Origin of the sequence: Mucilaginibacter sp. OK098 (assembly GCF_900142915.1) — a bacterium.
Classification (GTDB): domain Bacteria; phylum Bacteroidota; class Bacteroidia; order Sphingobacteriales; family Sphingobacteriaceae; genus Mucilaginibacter.
Map to the genome: position 1 here is coordinate 161,744 of NZ_FRCM01000002.1, position 19,502 is coordinate 181,245.

Annotated in this window: 19 protein-coding genes; 6 read left to right on the forward strand and 13 right to left on the reverse strand. The window is 42.0% G+C overall.

Annotated features, from left to right (window positions below):
• Positions 1–67: 67 nt before the first annotated feature.
• The 7 genes from BUE31_RS07705 to BUE31_RS07735 form a co-directional block, all read right to left on the reverse strand.
• Entirely contained in the window at positions 68–757 is a 690-nt protein-coding gene (locus BUE31_RS07705; RefSeq protein ID WP_073402015.1) for a VIT1/CCC1 transporter family protein, read from the reverse strand.
• 55 nt (positions 758–812) lie between these two features.
• A complete protein-coding gene (locus BUE31_RS07710; protein WP_073402018.1) occupies positions 813–2,033 on the reverse strand; it encodes a DUF3570 domain-containing protein in 1,221 nt (406 codons plus the stop codon).
• 19 nt (positions 2,034–2,052) lie between these two features.
• Complete coding sequence (locus BUE31_RS07715) at positions 2,053–2,274, reverse strand: DUF4266 domain-containing protein (protein WP_073402021.1); 222 nt, start codon at positions 2,272–2,274, stop codon at positions 2,053–2,055.
• Positions 2,275–2,278: 4 nt separating this feature from the next.
• Positions 2,279–3,247 carry an FAD:protein FMN transferase gene (locus BUE31_RS07720; RefSeq protein WP_234997774.1) on the reverse strand — a complete coding sequence of 323 codons (969 nt, stop codon included), beginning with the start codon at positions 3,245–3,247 and terminating at the stop codon, positions 2,279–2,281.
• A complete protein-coding gene (locus BUE31_RS07725) occupies positions 3,222–3,659 on the reverse strand; it encodes a thioredoxin family protein (RefSeq protein WP_073402023.1) in 438 nt (145 codons plus the stop codon). The genes BUE31_RS07720 and BUE31_RS07725 overlap by 26 nt, the downstream gene beginning before the upstream one ends.
• Before the next feature lie 15 nt (positions 3,660–3,674).
• Entirely contained in the window at positions 3,675–4,106 is a 432-nt protein-coding gene (locus tag BUE31_RS07730) for a QcrA and Rieske domain-containing protein (protein ID WP_073402026.1), read from the reverse strand.
• Positions 4,107–4,515: 409 nt separating this feature from the next.
• Complete coding sequence (locus tag BUE31_RS07735) at positions 4,516–5,223, reverse strand: Crp/Fnr family transcriptional regulator (RefSeq protein ID WP_073402028.1); 708 nt, start codon at positions 5,221–5,223, stop codon at positions 4,516–4,518.
• Between the two features lie 97 nt (positions 5,224–5,320).
• Here BUE31_RS07735 and BUE31_RS07740 point away from each other — a divergent pair, with 97 nt between their 5' ends.
• Genes BUE31_RS07740 through BUE31_RS07750 form a run of 3 tightly spaced genes read left to right on the forward strand, consistent with a single transcriptional unit; the run spans position 5,321 to position 8,376 of the window.
• A complete protein-coding gene (locus tag BUE31_RS07740; RefSeq protein ID WP_083619480.1) occupies positions 5,321–5,983 on the forward strand; it encodes a methyltransferase domain-containing protein in 663 nt (220 codons plus the stop codon).
• A gap of 4 nt (positions 5,984–5,987) precedes the next feature.
• On the forward strand, positions 5,988–6,647 hold the full coding sequence (locus tag BUE31_RS07745) for a methyltransferase domain-containing protein (protein WP_083619483.1): 660 nt from the start codon (positions 5,988–5,990) through the stop codon (positions 6,645–6,647).
• Between the two features lie 55 nt (positions 6,648–6,702).
• A complete protein-coding gene (locus BUE31_RS07750) occupies positions 6,703–8,376 on the forward strand; it encodes a SulP family inorganic anion transporter (RefSeq protein WP_073402030.1) in 1,674 nt (557 codons plus the stop codon).
• 61 nt (positions 8,377–8,437) lie between these two features.
• Here the strand turns inward: BUE31_RS07750 and BUE31_RS07755 are convergent, their stop codons facing one another.
• From BUE31_RS07755 to BUE31_RS07780, 6 genes are all read right to left on the reverse strand, one after another.
• Positions 8,438–8,860: a hypothetical protein gene (locus tag BUE31_RS07755; protein WP_073402033.1), complete on the reverse strand. Its 423-nt coding sequence runs from the start codon at positions 8,858–8,860 to the stop codon at positions 8,438–8,440.
• A 190-nt stretch (positions 8,861–9,050) separates the two neighbouring features.
• A complete protein-coding gene (locus tag BUE31_RS07760; protein WP_073402036.1) occupies positions 9,051–10,103 on the reverse strand; it encodes an alpha/beta fold hydrolase in 1,053 nt (350 codons plus the stop codon).
• A 73-nt stretch (positions 10,104–10,176) separates the two neighbouring features.
• On the reverse strand, positions 10,177–10,647 hold the full coding sequence (locus tag BUE31_RS07765) for an organic hydroperoxide resistance protein (protein ID WP_073402039.1): 471 nt from the start codon (positions 10,645–10,647) through the stop codon (positions 10,177–10,179).
• 143 nt (positions 10,648–10,790) lie between these two features.
• Complete coding sequence (locus tag BUE31_RS07770) at positions 10,791–12,080, reverse strand: epoxide hydrolase family protein (protein ID WP_073402042.1); 1,290 nt, start codon at positions 12,078–12,080, stop codon at positions 10,791–10,793.
• Positions 12,081–12,130: 50 nt separating this feature from the next.
• Positions 12,131–12,547: a DoxX family protein gene (locus BUE31_RS07775; protein ID WP_073402045.1), complete on the reverse strand. Its 417-nt coding sequence runs from the start codon at positions 12,545–12,547 to the stop codon at positions 12,131–12,133.
• Positions 12,548–12,598: 51 nt separating this feature from the next.
• Positions 12,599–13,387 (reverse strand): DUF1223 domain-containing protein, encoded by a 789-nt coding sequence (locus BUE31_RS07780; protein WP_073402048.1) that lies wholly within the window; start codon positions 13,385–13,387, stop codon positions 12,599–12,601.
• 562 nt (positions 13,388–13,949) lie between these two features.
• Here BUE31_RS07780 and BUE31_RS07785 point away from each other — a divergent pair.
• From BUE31_RS07785 to BUE31_RS07795, 3 genes are all read left to right on the forward strand, one after another.
• A complete protein-coding gene (locus tag BUE31_RS07785) occupies positions 13,950–14,969 on the forward strand; it encodes a sensor histidine kinase (RefSeq protein ID WP_073402051.1) in 1,020 nt (339 codons plus the stop codon).
• On the forward strand, positions 14,950–15,711 hold the full coding sequence (locus tag BUE31_RS07790) for a LytR/AlgR family response regulator transcription factor (protein WP_073402054.1): 762 nt from the start codon (positions 14,950–14,952) through the stop codon (positions 15,709–15,711). The genes BUE31_RS07785 and BUE31_RS07790 overlap by 20 nt, the downstream gene beginning before the upstream one ends.
• Before the next feature lie 693 nt (positions 15,712–16,404).
• A complete protein-coding gene (locus BUE31_RS07795; protein WP_083619486.1) occupies positions 16,405–19,467 on the forward strand; it encodes a SusC/RagA family TonB-linked outer membrane protein in 3,063 nt (1,020 codons plus the stop codon).
• The last annotated feature ends 35 nt before the right edge of the window (positions 19,468–19,502 follow it).

Genomic DNA, 19,502 nt, shown 5'->3' on the forward strand with positions numbered 1-19,502 from the left:
AGCCTCCTTTTAATGCGTTTGCCTTGAGTCGTTCCCTCTTAGTCAATATGAAAAGGCAAACTAATTACTATTTGATGTTTATTAATTTTGATATTCCAAAAGCTGCACCAGCAGCCAGGGCCCCTATAAAAACAACTTTTAAGGCACCGACCAGTGCCGGCTGTCCTGTAAATTTGCTTTTAAAATAGCCAAAAACAAAAAGGCAAATTAAGGTTACAGCGCACGAGTAATAAAGCGCCACCTGTGAGTTGCTAACAATAAAGTATGGCGATAAAGGGATTATACCGCCTACTATATACGAAACACCAATTGTAATAGCGCTTTTTGTGGCCCGGTTTGGATGAGGTTTTTCTAAGCCTAGCTCATAACGCATCATAAAATCAACCCATTTATCTTCATCTTTCGCCATTTCATCAGCAATTTGCTGTTGCAGGGATGCTGATAGCCCAAAGCCGGCAAAAACTTCTTTAACTTCTGCTTTTTCCTGCTCAGGCACACGCTTTACCTCTTCATATTCGCGTTGCAGTTCAGAGTTATAATGATCTAACTCGGTTCTGCCGGCTAAAAACCCACCAAGCCCCATAGCAATTGATCCGGCAACTATTTCAGCAATGCCTGCCGTTACAACAAGGGTTGACGAGCTTACGGCGCCGCTTAATCCGGCGGCCAATGCAAAAGGAACTGTTAACCCGTCAGACATCCCTATAACAATGTCTCTTATCGTTTCTGAGCTGTTTACATGGTGTTCATGATGCATAAATTAAACTGTTTTAATATCAATACTTAAACCTGCATTTTATTATACTGTATTATTACTTAAACTTTAAAGCCAGTGTTAAAATATCTGAATTTAACCCGGTTGAGCGCATATAATGCCCGTACCTTAACTCAAGCGTATTTAAGTGCTGCCAGCCAAATACCCCATTAGGCGGAGAAAGGCGGAAATTAGCTCCTATAAAATTACTGTGCAAAGTTGACAAATCATAGTCGCTGGTATAATAAACATCAGTGGGGCTATGCTGCCCGTAAGGGGTAAAATAACGGGTGCCAACCTGGCTGTTATACCTGTAAAAAGGGCTTACAGACATAAATGATGAAAACTTTACAGGCACTTCAATCTCAGCTGTATGCGCCCTGATGCCCCAGTTATCCATATAATACCTGTAGAAAGTACGGACAATAAAATGATCATCAATAAAATAATTGAAACGCACGGCAATGGGCAATTTATACCGCCCGTCGGGCAGGTTCTCAACTCTTTCTGAGCCATCTGTAAAATAGTCACGTTGATATTTAGTAGCCAGCAGCCCTTTTTGGTAAGAAGGTTCTATAACAAACAATGCCTGCAGCCGTGTAGTTAATACTTGCGATAGTGAGAACGAGGTACTAAATGAGTTTCTCGGTTTGGTAGGTACAGGAGTTCTGTCATCACGATTTGAGCCTGAACCATAACCCGGCGGTCGCAGTTCAACAGGTAATATTACTTTCCAGGTATCTAAAAAGGCCTGCAGCTTAAAATCAAACTGCGTGTTTTTATCTTTCGAAACCCTGGTCAAATTAAATCCCAACCCCTTCGACTGATAATCAAACTCATGCGAAATTGATGCTGTAAAGCCAAAAGCATTCCCCGTTTTTTCATTCGAATTTGTCCAGTTTAATGATGGATAGATCCTTGTATCCTGCCTTGAAGCAGATGAGATACTGTATGGATCGATCTTATCAGACGAAGCAGAAGTATAATGATCAATCCCTAATTCAAATGTATACGTGTTTTTATGCCCGTTACCGGTAAGCTTTGAAAGCTGTATATCCAGCGTATTGGCAAAATCGGTTAGGTTTTCGGTGCCAATACCACCTGTAACGGCAGAGTTATTGCCGTTTTGATGATAATAAGACGATACAAAATTCACTTCATCAACCTTCAATTTGCGTGCCTCGTAATTGGTGCTATCCTTAACAGGTTGTTTTATTTGGGCGTGCGACGACAGGATGCCAAGGTAAAGGGCCAGTACGCCCAGGTATATTTTTCTCATTTACAGCAAGTCTTTAATATTAATTACAACCGCAGCCACCGCCGCTTTTACCACCATTGGCTCCTGAACCACCTTCGCGGTATAATTGAAAGCTTTGCTCAAATTTTTGCGATTTACGTGCAGAAAGCTCCATTTCCGAATCGTTTATCTGGTTTTTCTGGTAAGCTTTTACTGAACTGCACGATGACATGCTGCATGCAATAATTGCAATTGACAATATTAAAAGGGGTATTTTTCGCATCGGATTAATTTTTAATATTTATATTATTTGAACAGTGAATTTTATTGTTGTCGTCAACTATAATACAGGCTATCTGTTTTAGTTGGTTGATAAGATCAAGCCCGACCTTCACCCCCATTACCATAACCGGGGTGGCCATAGCGTCGGCCAGTTCGGCGCTTGGGCTTATAATGCTCACGCTTTTTATCCCGGTAACAGGCAGGCCAGTTTTTGGATCGATGGTGTGTGAATATTTTTTACCGTTTATTACCACAAATTTTTCATAATTGCCTGATGTAGCAATTGCATTATTACTGATATTAAGCGTGCTGAAAGGCCTCATGCTTTGATCAGGATCGGCAATGGCAATTGTCCAGGGCTTGCCGTTTGGCTGGGTACCCCAGGTAATTAAATCACCCGCCGCATTCACTATCCCGCTTTTAACACCTAGTTCCTGTAAAAGATGTTTGGCCTTATCCGCCGCATAACCTTTACCAATACCGCCAAAACCAATCCGCATCCCCTCCTCTTTTAAAAATATAGTGCAGTTGGCTTCATCAAGTATTACGTTGTTATAATTGATAAGCCTCACCGAGTAATGCGCAACTTCCGGATCGGGCAGCGAGGTCATGTTCAGATCAAAATTCCATAAGCTTTTATCAATTGAGCCATAGCTGATATCAAACGCTCCCTGGGTTAAACCTGATATTTTTAATGAACGCTCAACCAGGTCAAAAACTTCCTGATCAACCTTTACAGGCTTTATGCCAGCATTGCGGTTTATTTCGTTGGTTTGGCTGTCATCGCTAAAAGTCGTCAGCAGTTTTTCTATCCTGCTTATTTCGGCTACGGCAGCATCTATATGCCTATTTGCCAGGTACTCGTCATCGCCAACTAAACTTATTTCAAAACGGTTGCCCATTAAGCGCAATACACGCTTATGAACAGTAGTAATGCCTAACATTGTATCAGTTTGCGGCGTTTGTAATTTCATTTATCTGTGCAACAAATTTCTCGGGCGATTCATTTGGGAAACCATCCCAGTATTTTAACACCTTACCATGTTCGTCAATCAATAATGTATAAGGAAATTTGCCATCCGGGTTATATTTATCAGCCAGTTGTTCATTAAGTTTGGTTTGCTCCTTGCTCAAAAGATTTTTCTTTTGACGGGGAAAATCGGCCCTAACCAATACCAAATGGTCTGATGCAAAGTTTTCAAATGTTGCAGTTTCAAGTATTTCCTTACGCTCCCTTATACAGGGGCCGCACCAATCTGATCCCGAAAAGTTCACCAGGATGTATTTATGTGTTTTGGCTGCCTCTGCTGTTGCATCATTAAAATTGCCTAACCAGGTAACTGACGAAAACAAACCGGTTATAAAAAGTATGAACAATAGTTTCATGGTACAAATTATCATTTATGAATACACCCTTAACGAGTTGTTAGTTAATGTGGTATGATAAACTGTAAGGTTGCGGCTTGCTGGCGAATTTTTAACCACACCTGCTTCAGTAAATGCCGAGCCATGATTATTACAGTAAAATTGCTGGCTTGATCCCTGATATGTTAATGGATAACTTTCATGCGTGCATGATTGCTGAACAGCTATATAAGCGCCGGCGGTTGTTTTGGCTACTATTACACCGCTTGTTGCCATGTATCCACCATCAGTAAGCAAAGCGGCATTTGCTGTAGCGGTAAGATCAAGCGTAAAATCAACACCGGTAGGGCCGCTTACTGAATTGCCTGACGAAGAACCATCCGAACTTTTTGAGCACGCCAGGCAGTTCATCACCGTAAATGCCGCGGCACTTACCCCAATTGCCGAAAGAAATTCTTTTCTATCCATTTTACTTTATTAATTATAATAGCTCTTTAACCTTATCAAATATATTTTAACCTGTTATTTACAAAGTATAAGTATGGATGAAAGCCGGATTTGTATCGATAAGCCGGATCTGGCATAAATCTTTAAGTATTGCAAGCTATTAGTTGCAATAGTAAAGCCCAAATCTGTAGTTGAAATGAAATTGTGTTGGTTTAACACTTTTTAACCTTTTAAACTGTTAAATTCCTTTACTAAGAAACCAACACCAGGCAGGAGAAGCGCCGGATAACTTTATAAAAGATTATAAATCCCGGTTTAACGGGAAAACAAACTCATTTTAAGATGTTGTGTGATGTGTGATGGAATAAAACCCGGACAATATCATTAAGCCAATGAATCATCTTCTCTCCTTATGCGCAGGAGCAGGCCATTACCTGTAATTTGATTTTTTTATCAGCCGCTTAATATCCTTGATCAGGATCTTCCGGCCATCTGATTCCAGGATCCCCTCCGCTTTAAACTCTTTCAACAAGCGGATCACATTTTCCTGTGCAATTCCCGCCATACCGGCAAGGTCCATTCTGGAGACATTTAATATGATGTCTTTTTCACCTGATTCCTCGTCTTTATATTTTTCCCGGAGTACGATTAAAGCTATAGCGAGCCGTTCGGGCGCGGTACGTTGGGCAATTACAGAAATTGTATTGGCCAATACCGTAAATTCATGGCTTAAAGCTTTTAAGAGCCGTTGGGTAAAAACTGGTGAGCGGTGTAAAATGCTTATAAAATCTTCTTTGGGTATAAAACTTATTAAGCTGTCCTCTATGGCTGCTGCTGAGTCAGGGTATCGCTCTTCTGATAAAACCGCGTGGTAACCGATCAGTTCTCCGTGGTTAGCCACGTAAATAATCTGCTCTTTTGCAAGGTTGTCAACCTTGTATTTTTTTACTTTACCGCTTCTTATCAAAAAAATACCAGCAGGAACAGAACCTTCCCTGAAAATAACATCGCCCTTCAAATATTTCTGGTCGCTTTGATTGGCAACCAGTTCCGCATATTCTTCCTCCGAAAGCGTATTAAGTATTGATTGCGTGGTAAAATTCCACCTGTCGATTGGAAAAATTCCTGACAAACTCATGCTGTAAAGCTACGCATTTAAAAAACTGATAAATATCAGCTTCTGCGTTGATTTCTTACGGCAAATCAGCCTTCTGCCTTATATAAATTTGCAGGTCATGAAGGTTTATCCATTTTCTTATTTTCCGCCTCCTCCGGGCGACCAGCAGGAAGGCGCTGTTATAAAACTAAAAAAAGATAATTTAAACCCGTCCCTGTTTGTAAATGATGCCGCATTTGACTGGATGTACCCTGAGCATTTTCAACTGCTGTCACTCAAACACTGGACACCCTTAGCTATTGCCCTTAAAGCGGCAGAGTTTTTAATGGAGCCGGGCGCGCGGGTGCTTGATATCGGCAGCGGTATTGGTAAATTTTGCCTCGCCGGGGCGTATCATTTTCCGGAAACATATTTCTACGGGGTTGAACAAAGGCTTGATCTGATTCACCTGGCCCAGGATGCAAAAGCGTACACGCAATTAACCAACGCAAATTTTATTCACGCTAACGTAACACAGGTTAATTTTAAGGAATTTGATCATTTCTATTTTTATAACTCCTTTTATGAGAATATTGATGGGGTAAACCAGATTGACGACACCATTGAATTATCTGCAAACCTTTATACCTATTATACGCAATATCTCTTTACAGCCCTTAATGAAAAGCCTCCGGGAACCCGCCTGGTTACTTATCACAGTTTAGAACAGGAGATCCCGCCTGATTACAGGCTGGCAGATGCTTCATGTAATACCTTACTTAAAATGTGGATTAAAGTATAACCAAATGGAAATATTCAGGCTTTTATATACCTCATTTAAAAATTTTAATACGCTTAGAAAAAATAGAAAAATGCTTAATGAGATTTTAAACCCCTCTCTTTTCCGCCATGATACCGCTTTTGATGACCTGTACCCCAAGCATATTCGTGACTTATCTCCTATGCACTGGACGCCCGTTGATATTGCCAAAAAAGCTGCTGCTTTTCTGGCCTTGCCTAACGCCAGGGTGCTTGACATTGGGAGCGGCGTAGGCAAGTTTTGCATCACTGCGGGATTTTTTCATCCGGAAACTACATTTTATGGAATAGAGCAGCGGAGCGAGTTATTCACTTTTGCAGAAATAGCCAGGGAAGAAGTTGACTTGCCAAATGTAAATTTTATTCATGGGAACCTGACAGAACTGGACTTTGATAATTACGATCATTTTTATTTCTATAACTCCTTTTATGAAAACATTGAGCCTGATAGCCGTATAGATTACGCGGTAAGAACTTCTTTTGAATTATATGAATTGTATAGTCGCTTTGTTTACAAAATGCTGGATGAAAAACCTCCGGAAACAAGGCTGGTAACCTTTCATGCTTCGTACACACAGGTTCCTCCCGCTTATCGGGTGGTTAATAATTCCTATAGCAAGGTATTGAAAATGTGGATAAAAGAATGAGGCGGGGTGGTTTCATGCCCTGCTATAGGCATTATCATCTGTTAAAAAATAAATCATGTTTAAACCGAAGTTAATAGATACTTTAAAAAATTACACCAGGGATCAGTTTATTAAAGATCTGATTGCCGGGGTGATTGTTGGGATTGTAGCCCTCCCTTTGGCTATTGCATTTGCCATTGCCTCGGGCGTTTCACCTGAAAAAGGCATTTTTACAGCCATTATCGCGGGCCTTATCATATCGGTTTTAGGAGGCAGCCGTGTACAGATAGGCGGCCCAACCGGGGCATTTATAGTGGTTGTTTATGGAATTGTACAGCAATTTGGTATTAATGGCTTGATCATCGCCACATTTATTGCCGGTGTATTGCTGATCATAATGGGATTAACTAAATTAGGGAATGCCATCAAGTACATTCCCTATCCCTTAATTATTGGCTTTACCACAGGAATTGCCGTAATCATCTTTTCATCAGAAGTGAAGGACTTTTTGGGGCTGAAAATGGGAAGCGTCCCGGCCGATTTTATCAGTAAATGGCTGGCTTACGGCCAGCACCTGTCATCCGTAAATATTTATGCCCTGGCTATCGGGATCTTTACTTTACTGGTGGTTTTTCTATGGCCAAAAATTACGCACAAGGTTCCGGGTTCTCTTATCGCTATTATCATTACAACGCTTGCCGTTTGGTTTTTCCATCTCCCGGTTGAAACTATCGGCAGTCGTTTTGGAGCCATCCCCTCTTCCCTGCCCCGCCCTGTAATTCCGGGAGTAAGCTTTGTCACTTTACAACAACTTATCAGGCCAGCCTTTACCATTGCACTGCTCGGCAGTATTGAATCTTTATTATCCGCAGTGGTGGCGGATGGCATGATCGGTGGGAACCACCGTTCCAATACGGAACTCATTGCCCAGGGATTTGCCAATATCTGTTCGTCCCTTTTCGGCGGCATTCCCGCAACCGGGGCCATTGCCAGAACGGCTACGAATATAAAAAACGGGGGCCGGACACCGATTGCAGGGATCATCCATGCGGTTACCCTACTAATCATTATGCTGTTTGTTGGCAAATGGGCCGCGCTGATCCCAATGGCAACATTGGCAGGGATCCTGATAGTGGTAGCCTGGAACATGAGTGAGCTTGAAAATTTTATCGATGTATTTAAAGGGTCAAAAAGTGATGCCGCTGTTTTAATAACCACCTTTGCCCTTACGGTATTGGTAGACCTGACGGTAGCCATTGAAATAGGGATGATCCTGGCTGCATTCCTGTTTATGCGAAAAATGATGCAAATAAGTTCTGTAGAACAGGCAGTATTCCCGGCTCATCAGGCCGATGAAATGTTTAACCCGGAAGATCTTCCAAAAGGGGTGGATGTTTTTGAGATCAATGGTCCTTTATTTTTCGGCGCCGCCTATAAATTTAAGGATGCGATGAAAGTATTGGAAAACCCTGCAAGGGTATTGATCATCCGGATGAGGAATGTACCGGTTATTGACGCTACAGGCATTAGGGTATTAAGAGACGTAGATAAGGAAATAAAAAAGAAAGGGACCAAACTGATTCTTGCTGAAGTGAATAGTATTCAAGTGACAGGTGAATTAAAAAAAGCGCGGTTATTATTTCAAATCGGGAAAGGAAACGTTAAGGATACTTTTGAAAATGCAATAAAGCGGGCCAATGACATTTTATCGGAAGCAGCTATTGTCCATATACCTAAAAATAACAACTGATAATTATTATACTATTCCGCTTCTATACCGGCATCAGCAGGTTGCTAACAACCCTAAATATTTATAAGGATGTGTGCGCTTTGTTTCTTAACAGGCAGCGCCATGCTATTTTTAAATAACTATACATCATGGTTATTTGCTTGTTAAAAAAAGCAACCAGGTTGCTTTTCCCGGGCTGTTTATAATTCAAAGCCTCAGCCTGTTGTATTTTATATTGTAGTTTAGTGATATCGGGCTTGGCCGCTGTTACGGCTTCTGTATCTTTTATGCTTGTCATCACTTTTGCAAATAGCCAGTAATTCTCTTCATCTTCCAGCTCACTTAAAACCCCGCCATCATCCCACCATTCAAACATCAATTTCAGGACATGATAAAACTTCGGATTTTCCCAAAGAAGGGTATCAAGCCGCCGCAGCTCCTCCTTTGAGGCTTCTTTGGTGAGCTTTTTAGCCACAAGCTCCCAGATCTGATCCTCAATATTCATAAGGCGCTATCAATTAATGACCTGTTGCACATAACGTTCCGAATAATAATTATGAACTATTATTTAAAATCCGTGCCACTCATTTAAACAATTGAAAATCAATTATTTAAATTACAATTTCAATGATCACCGTTCGAAAACGTTACAATAGCTGTCCGGTTTTAATTCCGGACAACCAGGCAAATTATTATCAGTAACTATCAGCTTCAATTATAGCATCTGCAAACGCCTGCGGTGCTTCCTGGGGCAGATTATGGCCAATACCGCCCGTAATGGTCCGGTGCGCATACTTGCCTGTGAATTTGTTACGATAAGATGCGGGATCCGGGTGTGGCGCACCATTGGCATCGCCTTCAAGGGTAATTGTGGGCACATTGATCGCCGGGCCTGCCGCAAGCCGCTTTTCCAGGTCGTCATATTGCGGTTCGCCTTCAGCCAGGCTCAGCCGCCAACGGTAATTATGGATCACAATGCTTACATGATCGGCATTATCAAAGGCCGCAGTGCTTCGATCGAACGTAGCATCATCAAAGTTCCATTTCGGCGATGCGGTTTTCCAGATGAGCTTGTTAAATTCATTCCTGTTTTCGCTATAGCCAATCTTGCCGCGTTCTGTGGCGAAATAATACTGGTACCACCAGGCTAGCTCTGCCTTTGGCGGCAGCGGACGTTTGCCGGCTTCAAGGTTGGTCACCAGGTAACCGCTCACGGAGACAAGGGCCTTGCAACGTTCCGGCCAAAGCGCCGCGATGATGCCGGCCGTGCGAGCTCCCCAGTCAAAACCACCGATGATCGCCTTTTGAATCTTGAGGGCATCCATTAAAGCAATGATATCTAGCGCAACCACCGACTGCTGCCCATTCCGGGGTGTGCCCGCTGAAAGAAATTGCGTGGTGCCGTGGCCCCGCAGATACGGTACAATCACCCTGTAGCCCTTAGCTGCAAGCAAAGGTGCAACATCGGCAAAGCTGTGGATATCATAAGGCCAGCCGTGCAGCAAAATTACCGGTTTACCATCAGCAGGGCCGGCTTCAGCGTACCCAATATTCAGCGCACCTGCATTGATCTGCTTCAATGGGCCGAATGATGCATTTGTTCCCCGTTCAGTTGTGGCAACTTCTGCGGGCTTTATCCCTGAGGATTGTGCATCTGCCGAACTGATCATAACGAGAGGACCGGCAGCTATGGTGATGGCCGCAGTGCTCAAAAAGCGGCGGCGATCATATTTAAGTTGTTCTGACATTTTATTTCTGTTTAGTATTTGTTAGAAAGCCTGCCCGAGGTTACCAGGCAGGCCAGATCTGTTAAAGGATTATTTAAACCAGGTTGATCACTACATCAATGTTGCCACGGGTGGCTTTTGAATACGGACAGGTCTGGTGAGCAGCATCGGCAAGGGCCTGGGCCACTTCGCGCTCTAAACCCGGCAGACTGATGTTAAGGCGGGCCTGCAAAGCGTAAGCGTCACCGGTTAAGGCCAGGTCAACTTCGGTGTCAACGGCTCCGTCATTCGGGAACCTTACTTTCATTTTGCCGGCCGCAATTTTCATAGCACCGATAAAACAAGCTGACCAGCCTGCAGCAAACAACTGCTCAGGATTAGTGCCGCTGCCTTCGGTACCCGGAATTGAAAGCTTAATATCAAGGTTACCGTCAGAACTGCGCGACGAGCCACCATCGCGACCACCTGTGGTATGGGTTTTGCCAGTGTATAGTACTTTTTTAATCAGGGTTGTGGTTTCTTTTGATGGATTCACTTGTGAATCTGCAATTGTGTTATTTTCCATTGTTTTAATTTTTAAACTGTTTTGATTTGTTGAGTCAAAAATACCTGTACACCAGGCATCTTACGACCATAAAACAGGGAGGTGGACAAATTGGATCGTGGGTTAGACATTTTTAACTCCGACTTATCCGCCTCCCCTTCCAATTACCTTAATGATTTGAATGCTGCGCGCAGCTCTTCAGCAAAAAGCTGTGGCTGTTCCCATTGTGCAAAGTGACCACCCTTGTCTACTTCATGGAAATAGATCAGGTTGTGATAACTGCGCTCTGTCCAGCTTTTTGGCGCCTGGTAGATCTCGCCGGGAAACACGGTTACAGCAACAGGGATCGAGATCTCTGCTGTCTTTTGCTCTATAACATTGAAATTGTTGGTATTGTTTTCCCAGTAAAGTTGTGCTGAAGAAGCCGCAGTATTGGTAAGCCAATAAAGTGTGATATCGTCCAGGATCTCATCTTTGGTGAGTACTTTCTCTGCATTCCCGCCGCTATAGGTCCAGTCATTAAACTTGTCTAAGAAAAAGGAAGCAAGGCCCACCGGCGAATCCGACAACCCATAACCCAATGTTTGCGGGCGGGTTACCATTATGCCAGCATAACCGCCACCCTTTGAGTATAGGTAATTCAATGATTTGAACGCAGCTTTCTCCTTGGCCGACAGTCCGGCTGGTTCAGGATCGCCGTTTTTAAGCGCTGTCGCTACGTCAGCAGGCACCGTTGCGGGCATATTGACATGAATGCCCAACAAACCCACAGGTTTTTGACGCGCCATAGCATCTGCTACTACTGAACCCCAGTCGCCACCCTGTGAAACATAATGAGTATATCCAAGGCGTTTCATCAGCATATCCCAGGCTTTAGCAATGCGGTCAGGGCCCCAGCCTGTACCCTTTGGTTTTTCAGAAAAGCCATAACCAGGCATCGAAGGAATCACCACATCAAAGGCATCTTCTGCACGGCCGCCAAAAGCAACCGGATCGGTAAGCGGACCAATGATCTTCAGAAGTTCAAATACTGAACCTGGCCAGCCGTGGGTAATTATCAGTGGCAACGCGTTTGGATTTTTAGAGCGGACGTGCACGAACTGAATATCAAGCCCATCAATATTAGTTACAAATTGCGGTAAAGCATTCAGTTTCGCCTCGGCCTTACGCCAGTCATAATCCGTACCCCAATATTTTACAAGATTTTGGATCTGCTCCAGCTTTACGCCCTGGGTGCGGTCGGTTACAGTTTCCTTATCGGGCCACCTTGTTGCCAGCACACGTTGGCGAAGGTCAGTTAATGCCGCTTCCGGAACATTAATATGGAAGGGGCGGATTTGTTCGGAGGTCGGGGTGCCGGCAACGGGAATGGTCTGGGTAAAGCCGGGCGCAGCCAGCAATATAAGTGCACCGGTAATGATCTTACCGGCAAGCGTAATTTTGTTCTTTTTCATTTTTTTTATTGATTTTGAACTATCATTAATAGTTCGTTTATGTTGATTATTTATATTTCGTTTGCAACCAATTTGTGTTCCTGGTGCAGATGATTAAGCTTGTGGAATTGCAGGTAAGTAATAACGACTACCACAAATGCGATACCTGATCTAACCAGGTCACCATTGTTGTTTATGGCATATCCGGAGGCGAACGCAAAGATCAGGTCAAAAACAAGTCCGGCAAAAACCCAATCCCTGAGCCAATGCAGTTTGTGAGGCACCAGGAGTGCAATTATGCCCGCAATTTTTGAAATTCCTAATAGGGTGATAAAATATGGGGGATACCCCATTTTTAAGGTTTTGATATAAGTAAGAGGGTTTTTAGTGATCTCGAAATAACCGCTTGCTAAAAAAAGCAGGGAAATCAATGTAACACCCACCCAATAGATAATTTTTGTTGTTTTTGTTCCGCTTAAATTGTTCATGATAATTTTTGTTTGATTTGTAAAAATTTAGTTTGAAGAGCTTCATTATTCTTAATTGGCGTTCAAAGCGGCTTTAGCTACTGCCAAAATCTCGCCTGTGTCTTGATCCTGTACCAGCCCAAGTACTTCCCAGTTTTGAGCATTAAAATCTTTGGGCAAAACAACTGTAGCATTTCCATTTCCATCGGCACTTAAGGGTTTGGCCTGCAGCTTACGAACGATCTGCACGTGTGCAAGAGAGCGTCCGGCGTTTTCTCCACGCGCCACTTTACTTTGAGCAGCTTTTTGCACAATGGCTATCAGTAAGCTGCTACCGTTTGCAACCTGTGTTGCCTGGTATTGTACCTTGAGCCCTTCACCATCCTGCTGAGCCTGAAGTGTGAGGGTTGCGCCTGGCTTTATTGCCAGCTGTTCAGTGATCGCGTTGCGGAGAGCCGGTTCGTCTGACCCCACATATTCAGCCTTTCCATTTACAATAACCTGCGGGGTATAAATTTCAGGTGCATTAAGCCAGTGTCCGTACTGTACCTGCCTTTTTGAATAATCGGCACTGCTGAATAGATCTTTCCAGCCTTGCCTGTCCCAGTAGTCAACATGGTAAGCCAATAAATAAACAGCTTTGCCTCGTGCCTCCTGTTGTATTTTTGCCAGCAGTTCCTCTGCAGGCGGGCAGCTTGAGCATCCTTCGGATGTAAATAGCTCTAATACGGCAAAACCTTTTCCATCAGCTTTTGCGATGCTTTTTTTAACTGTCACCTTATCCCGGCCAATAAAGGCGGCAAGAGATAAAACAGTGATAATAAAGCCGGTAGTTAGTCCTAAAATTTTAATAGTTTTCATATTTTTTTCTTGTTTGTTGCTCAAAACTATTTCAAAAGCAGGCTGTCGGTTAGTTCAAACTGGTCGGGGTGGACATAGTATTAGGGGAGTTAGACAAATAGCGTATTGAATTAGGCAGGCAGGTTGATCATACTTCATTAAGTTTGATCAACACATACTTTCCCCCTCTTTGCGGAGCAGAGCGTTCCATGCGTTCCATTTTTACTCACGGAACACCCGGAACATTATGAAACACGCTGACTATCAATTATTTAGATACTTATCAAGAATTAAACTAGTGCAAATATCTGACAATCAATATGTTCCACCTATCTTTATATCAAACTCACTCTAACTTAGGGAAGAGTTAGGTGAGCTCAGGAATGACATCCAATAACGAGCTCACTTAACAGGAATCAATCCGGTAAAGATATAACAGGGTTCAAAATGCCAACTCCAGGTTTAATATTGTCTATTCCAACTATTAAGCGCGTGGGATAACCCCTTCCATACCATAATTTAGTGATGGCATCGGGATCTGATAAGCTATCCTATCTTTGAATGCTATATTTGACCGGGCAATATGAACAACAAAACATTTAAGATCTCGAATAAAATAATCTGGATAAGCTCTTTTTTCCTGGGCGTGCTTATGTCTGTCCCCAAAATTGCCGAGCATCATTTTAACCCTTACGAAGCGCTTGTAGATTCCACAGTAACGTTTTTATTTGCGCTTTTTATGTGGTATTATAATATCAAAACGCTTCCCGCATACTCTTCAAAAGATGTTGCCAATGGTTTTTCAGTTATCCGTTTAGTTAAAGGTTTGTTTTTGGGGATAACCGTGATGTTTATTTTAGCCTGTATCCAGCAGTTTTTACTATCGCACCTGAATTTTGGTCCCGTAATGCTGATGTTTGAGGTTAGGGGTATCCTGGTCAACGTTATGTTTTATATGTTTATTCACCTGTTATACCAGAGTTCCCGGAATCAGCAGGTAGGCATTGAGTTGGAACGTACCAAGTCAGACAATCTGGCCGCACAGTATGAGTTGCTTAAGCAGCAGGTAAATCCGCACTTCCTGTTTAATAGTTTAAATACTTTAAAATATATGGTGGAGAGCGATGATGCCCACAGTGTGGATTTTATTTTAAAGCTTTCGGATTTTTACCGGTTCACCCTTGAAAGCCGGAAACTCGACCTGATCAAACTTTCTGAAGAACTGGAGATCCTTAATGCTTATGTATTCCTGTTAAAGGCACGTTTTGAGGATGGCATCGATCTTTCTATCAATATCAACCAGGACCATTACCGGTCTCTTATTCCTCCTTTTACCTTACAACTACTGGTTGAAAATTGTATCAAGCATAATATCGTATCGTTGGATCATCCATTACAGATCAGGCTATATTCGGAAAAAGATTTCATTGTAGTTGAAAACCGGCTTCAGCTAAAAAGAACTCCGGAAGCTTCTACCGGAATGGGTCTCGAAAATATCAACCAGCGCTATATTCATTTTTTAGATAAAAAGATTGAAATACTGGCGAGTGAAACATTATTCACTATAAAACTTCCCATCATCCATGAAGATCATCATAATTGAAGACGAGCTTAAAGCAGCAAAGTCACTGGCAAACCTGGTTTTAAAACTAAGGCCAACCGCTAAAATTGTGGCACAGTTACAGAGTATTGAAAATTCGGTTGATTATCTCTCCCAAAACGAAGAACCCGACCTGATCTTTATGGATATCCAGCTTTCTGATGGTTTATCCTTCGAGATCTTTAAGTCGGTTAAAATTCAGTGCCCGGTAATATTTTGTACCGCATATGGTGAATATGCAATGGACGCTATAAAGGCTAATGGCATTGATTATTTACTAAAACCTTTTTCTGAAGAAGATTTACGGGTAGCTTTTGAAAAGGTTGAAAGCTTTAAAAATTTCTTCCAGCAAAATACCCAGCCCGATTTGGATGGATTATTAAAAAGAATGGGGCTGGATGAAGGAAAGAAAAGCTTTTTAGTTTTTAAGAACAATAAATACACCACTGTACAAACAGACCAGATAGCCTTTATCTACATCAGGAATGAGTCGGCTACCATCATGACTTTCCAGGAGCAGGAGTATGCCATTGACCAGTCGCTCGACCAGGTACAAAGTTTGCTATCAGCCAAACAATTTTTCAGGCTGAACAGGCAATACCTGGTTAACTTTAGCGCGATTAAAGAAGTGGAGCATTATTTTTCCCGGAAGTTATTTGTTAAGCTTGTTATCCCCAGCCCTGACAAGTTATTGATCGGGAAAGAAAAAACAAGCGGTTTTTTAAGCTGGCTTGAAGGCAGGTAGTTACTTCCGCAGTTTGCGATCAATAGCAAATTTGGAGACAGGCACTTTAAGGCTTGTAGTGGTTGCGGTATCAGCTGGGATCGAACCATCGGCACAAGGATGAACGGTCTGCAGATCATTTATAAGGATGGCAGTTCCAAAACCATTCAAAAGGATAAGTAAAAAACCAACAGCCAAAATGGTGACAACAGGCTTTCCAATAAAATAGAGGTAGGTTTTTGTACCTTCTTGATTGGTAACCTTCAGTTGATTTAATAAATATACCCTATTGAATAAATCACAATAAAATCTCTTATCACTTCAAAAGCTTTGCTGGATCTATATTTATTAATAAACCTATTGTAAATGTGATTTTATAAAAAGCAATCAACAATATTTAAAATAAAAAGATTTAGCGGCCTGAATGTCTCAGCTGTGGTATTTGGGAATTGATTCTACTAAAATTCATTTTTTAGCACTAACTGAATCGATTACAGTAACAAGGACTAATAAATTAATAGGATATAGGATGCTTTTTGCACTCTTCATTCCACTGCCATAGATACTGTTTGTGCTAACTTATAACTAGTAACGAAAACTAAAGTATTCCTCTTAAGTCCTGAAATTAATCATTTATTAAGTTTTTTTTAATTGATGACACTTAATTTACCCTAAGATTATCCTAATCTCAAACCAATTTTAAACCTAACGTAAATGAAAAGAATTTTATTCGCCTTTCTTTTTATGTTCGCTGTAACTATAAATAGTTACGCAACATATTTTAAAAGCACCGTAAAAAACCTGCCGCCTGTTACCGTTACCGGACAGGTAAAAGATGTGCAAGGCCTGCCAATGGCTGGTGTAAATGTTAAAATAAAAGGAACCAGTACCGGTACACAAACCGATGTTAACGGAAAGTTCCAATTACAAGCCCCTGATGACGCCACACTTGTATTTAGTTTTTTGGGCTACGCCGAGCAAAGCGTATCCTTAAAGGGACAAACAGTATTAAACATCACTTTAGTTGAAAACGCAATTACCCTGCAAGAAGTAGTGGCTGTTGGTTACGGTACTCAAAAAAGAAGTGAAATTACCGGATCGAGCGGTACAGTAAGTGCTAAAGAAATTGCCAAGCGGCCAATTACACAATTATCACAGGCTTTACAAGGTACAATCTCTGGTGTTTCTGTTACCGGTGCAAATGGTCAGCCGGGTTCAGGGCCCCGCGTATATATAAGGGGTGCTAACTCTATTACCGGGAACACCGAGCCATTATATGTTACCGATGGCAACATTGGCGCTGCTCCGGATGATCCGAATGACGTTGCGACAATTGAAGTTTTAAAGGATGCAGCTTCTACAGCCATATATGGTTCAAGAGGTTCAAATGGCGTTATATTAGTTACTACCAAATCCGGCCGTTCAGGCAAAACGCATATTGATTTTAATAGCTGGGTTCAAAACGATCAAATGCCAAAAATGCTGGACCTGATGGGCGCTTATGATTTTGCAAGATCAGTTAATAACCAATTTGAATCAACCAACCAGGCTGATGCTTTTACACAGGAACAGCTTACCAGCTTTAAAAACAATGGAGGTGGTACTGATTGGCAAAAGGCCCTTTTCAGAAAACCCTGGGTGCAGTATTACGACCTTGCCGTTTCTGGTGGTAATGACAATGTAACATACCGGGTATCATTAGGTTACCTTGATCAGCCGGGGACTATACTTAATACCCATTATAAAAGAACAACGTTTAAATCAAACACAGATATTACCCTGAATAAGAAAATGGATTTGAGGGTTATCTTATCTGCATCCCTTCCTCAAAATCACAATAATAGTTATGGCGGTGGTTTGGGCGATCCGTTTAACCAGGCTGTTGAATGGGACCCCACATCCCCAATAAGAGACGCTTCGGGTGCATATATCAATCACTCAAAATATGCATCTATCCAGTTTAATCCTGTTGCGCAGGCTTTAAGCCAGGCTGATGACGGATCTGCTACGAACCTTAACGGAACGGGAACATTTACTTATCATATAATAAACGACCTTACATTTACTTCAACAGACGTTTACTCCATCGGCCAAAACTACCTGCAAAGGTTATATGGGCCCGGAACAAGTCAGTATGACTCCGGCGCAGGTTACATTAATAATGAAACAACTAAGTCTCATAGTTATTTAAGCAGTAATTTCCTTACTTACAAACACAAGTTTGGCGATCATTCAATAACTGCTACCGGTTTATATGAAGTACAATCAGGTACAAGCAGTGGTTTTATAGCTACATCCAAAGGCCTGTCAACTTACGGATTGGGTTATTATAACTTAGGTCTGGGTAACTCTCAGCAAACCAGTTCCGGTTATACTGCAGATGCCCTGGTATCCTATTTAGCGAGGGTTAACTATTCTTATAAAGATAAATATTTCCTTACAGCAAGTGTTCGTACAGACGGATCTTCACATTTGATCCAAAAGTACAGTACATTCCCTTCTGTTGGGTTAAGCTGGAATGCAACTAACGAAGACTTTTTAAAAGATTCAAAAGTAATTTCTGACTTAAAAATTCGTGCAACTTATGGGCAAACCGGTAATCAAAACGTAGGCGCATATTCAACTATAGCGCAAATTGGTACCGCACCGGGACAATCGCCGGGTGCTCAGCCTGCTTATTATTACAATGGGGGTTCACCCGGTGCTGCAGGAACTCCAAGTGTAGCTACCCCATTAGGATCCGGGGTGTCAACATCGCTTAAATGGGAGGTTAAAACAGCCTATGATCTGGGTGTTGATGTTGCCTTTTTAAAGGGAAGGTTAACTTTTACGGCTGATGCCTATAAAAATAAAATCACCAATTTGTTATATGCCTACCCTGCCCCTTATTATGATGGTGGTGGTAGCTATCAGCGTAATATTGGCAGCCTTTCAAACAATGGGGTTGAATTTTCTTTGGGAGGAACTCCGGTTTCATCGCCAAATTTCAAATGGACCACTAATTTAAATGTATCCATTAACCGTAATAAAGTAACCAACCTTGGTGGACTGGATAACCAGGTAGTAAGTGGTGGAAATAATACAGTTAACGCAATTTTAAAGGTTGGCCAGCCATTAGGCGAATTTTACGGGTATAAATTTTTAGGTACCTGGAAAACCATCGAAGCGGCAGAAGCTGCCCTATTTCACATGAAACCAGGCGATGCGAAATATGCCGACTTAAATGGCGATCATGTTTATAACTCATCTGATTATGAAACATTAGGTAATGCAACACCGAAGTTTACCTATGGGTTTATTAATGATGTATCCTATAAAAATTTCACCTTAAGCGTTATGATCCAGGGGCAGCAGGGCAGCCAGATCTTTTCTCAAACGCAGGCGTACCTGTGGGGTGGATTAGGTGATATGAAAAATGCCACAACCATACAGGCCGTACCTGAAAATTTGTGGACTCCAAATCATCAGACAGATAACCCCGCATGGAGCTCTTCAAACGTTAATTTCAACAATAGCAGCCGTTATGTGTATAATTCCAGTTATGCAAAATTAAAAAACCTGTCGCTTACTTACCGTGTACCAGCTGAATGGTTAAAGAGAGTAAAAGTTAACAGCCTTGAGGTTTATGTAAGCGGGCAAAACCTGTTTACCATTACGCCTTATAAAGGATATGACCCTGAAATTGATAATGCAACAAACGCCATTACCCAGGGACAGGAATTTGGTGTAATCCCCAACCCTAAGACATATACATTTGGTATAAGACTGGGTTTGTAAATTAAATTGATAACAACAACTATTAAAATATTTGA

Bases quoted from the DNA above. Each gene is read 5' to 3' on its own strand.
- BUE31_RS07705 (WP_073402015.1), bottom strand. From the start codon at position 757: ATGCATCATGAACACCATGTAAACAGCTCAGAAACGATAAGAGACATT.
- BUE31_RS07710 (WP_073402018.1), bottom strand. From the start codon at position 2,033: ATGAGAAAAATATACCTGGGCGTACTGGCCCTTTACCTTGGCATCCTG.
- BUE31_RS07715 (WP_073402021.1), bottom strand. From the start codon at position 2,274: ATGCGAAAAATACCCCTTTTAATATTGTCAATTGCAATTATTGCATGC.
- BUE31_RS07720 (WP_234997774.1), bottom strand. From the start codon at position 3,247: ATGAAATTACAAACGCCGCAAACTGATACAATGTTAGGCATTACTACT.
- BUE31_RS07725 (WP_073402023.1), bottom strand. From the start codon at position 3,659: ATGAAACTATTGTTCATACTTTTTATAACCGGTTTGTTTTCGTCAGTT.
- BUE31_RS07730 (WP_073402026.1), bottom strand. From the start codon at position 4,106: ATGGATAGAAAAGAATTTCTTTCGGCAATTGGGGTAAGTGCCGCGGCA.
- BUE31_RS07735 (WP_073402028.1), bottom strand. From the start codon at position 5,223: ATGAGTTTGTCAGGAATTTTTCCAATCGACAGGTGGAATTTTACCACG.
- BUE31_RS07740 (WP_083619480.1), top strand. From the start codon at position 5,321: ATGAAGGTTTATCCATTTTCTTATTTTCCGCCTCCTCCGGGCGACCAG.
- BUE31_RS07745 (WP_083619483.1), top strand. From the start codon at position 5,988: ATGGAAATATTCAGGCTTTTATATACCTCATTTAAAAATTTTAATACG.
- BUE31_RS07750 (WP_073402030.1), top strand. From the start codon at position 6,703: ATGTTTAAACCGAAGTTAATAGATACTTTAAAAAATTACACCAGGGAT.
- BUE31_RS07755 (WP_073402033.1), bottom strand. From the start codon at position 8,860: ATGAATATTGAGGATCAGATCTGGGAGCTTGTGGCTAAAAAGCTCACC.
- BUE31_RS07760 (WP_073402036.1), bottom strand. From the start codon at position 10,103: ATGTCAGAACAACTTAAATATGATCGCCGCCGCTTTTTGAGCACTGCG.
- BUE31_RS07765 (WP_073402039.1), bottom strand. From the start codon at position 10,647: ATGGAAAATAACACAATTGCAGATTCACAAGTGAATCCATCAAAAGAA.
- BUE31_RS07770 (WP_073402042.1), bottom strand. From the start codon at position 12,080: ATGAAAAAGAACAAAATTACGCTTGCCGGTAAGATCATTACCGGTGCA.
- BUE31_RS07775 (WP_073402045.1), bottom strand. From the start codon at position 12,547: ATGAACAATTTAAGCGGAACAAAAACAACAAAAATTATCTATTGGGTG.
- BUE31_RS07780 (WP_073402048.1), bottom strand. From the start codon at position 13,387: ATGAAAACTATTAAAATTTTAGGACTAACTACCGGCTTTATTATCACT.
- BUE31_RS07785 (WP_073402051.1), top strand. From the start codon at position 13,950: ATGAACAACAAAACATTTAAGATCTCGAATAAAATAATCTGGATAAGC.
- BUE31_RS07790 (WP_073402054.1), top strand. From the start codon at position 14,950: ATGAAGATCATCATAATTGAAGACGAGCTTAAAGCAGCAAAGTCACTG.
- BUE31_RS07795 (WP_083619486.1), top strand. From the start codon at position 16,405: ATGAAAAGAATTTTATTCGCCTTTCTTTTTATGTTCGCTGTAACTATA.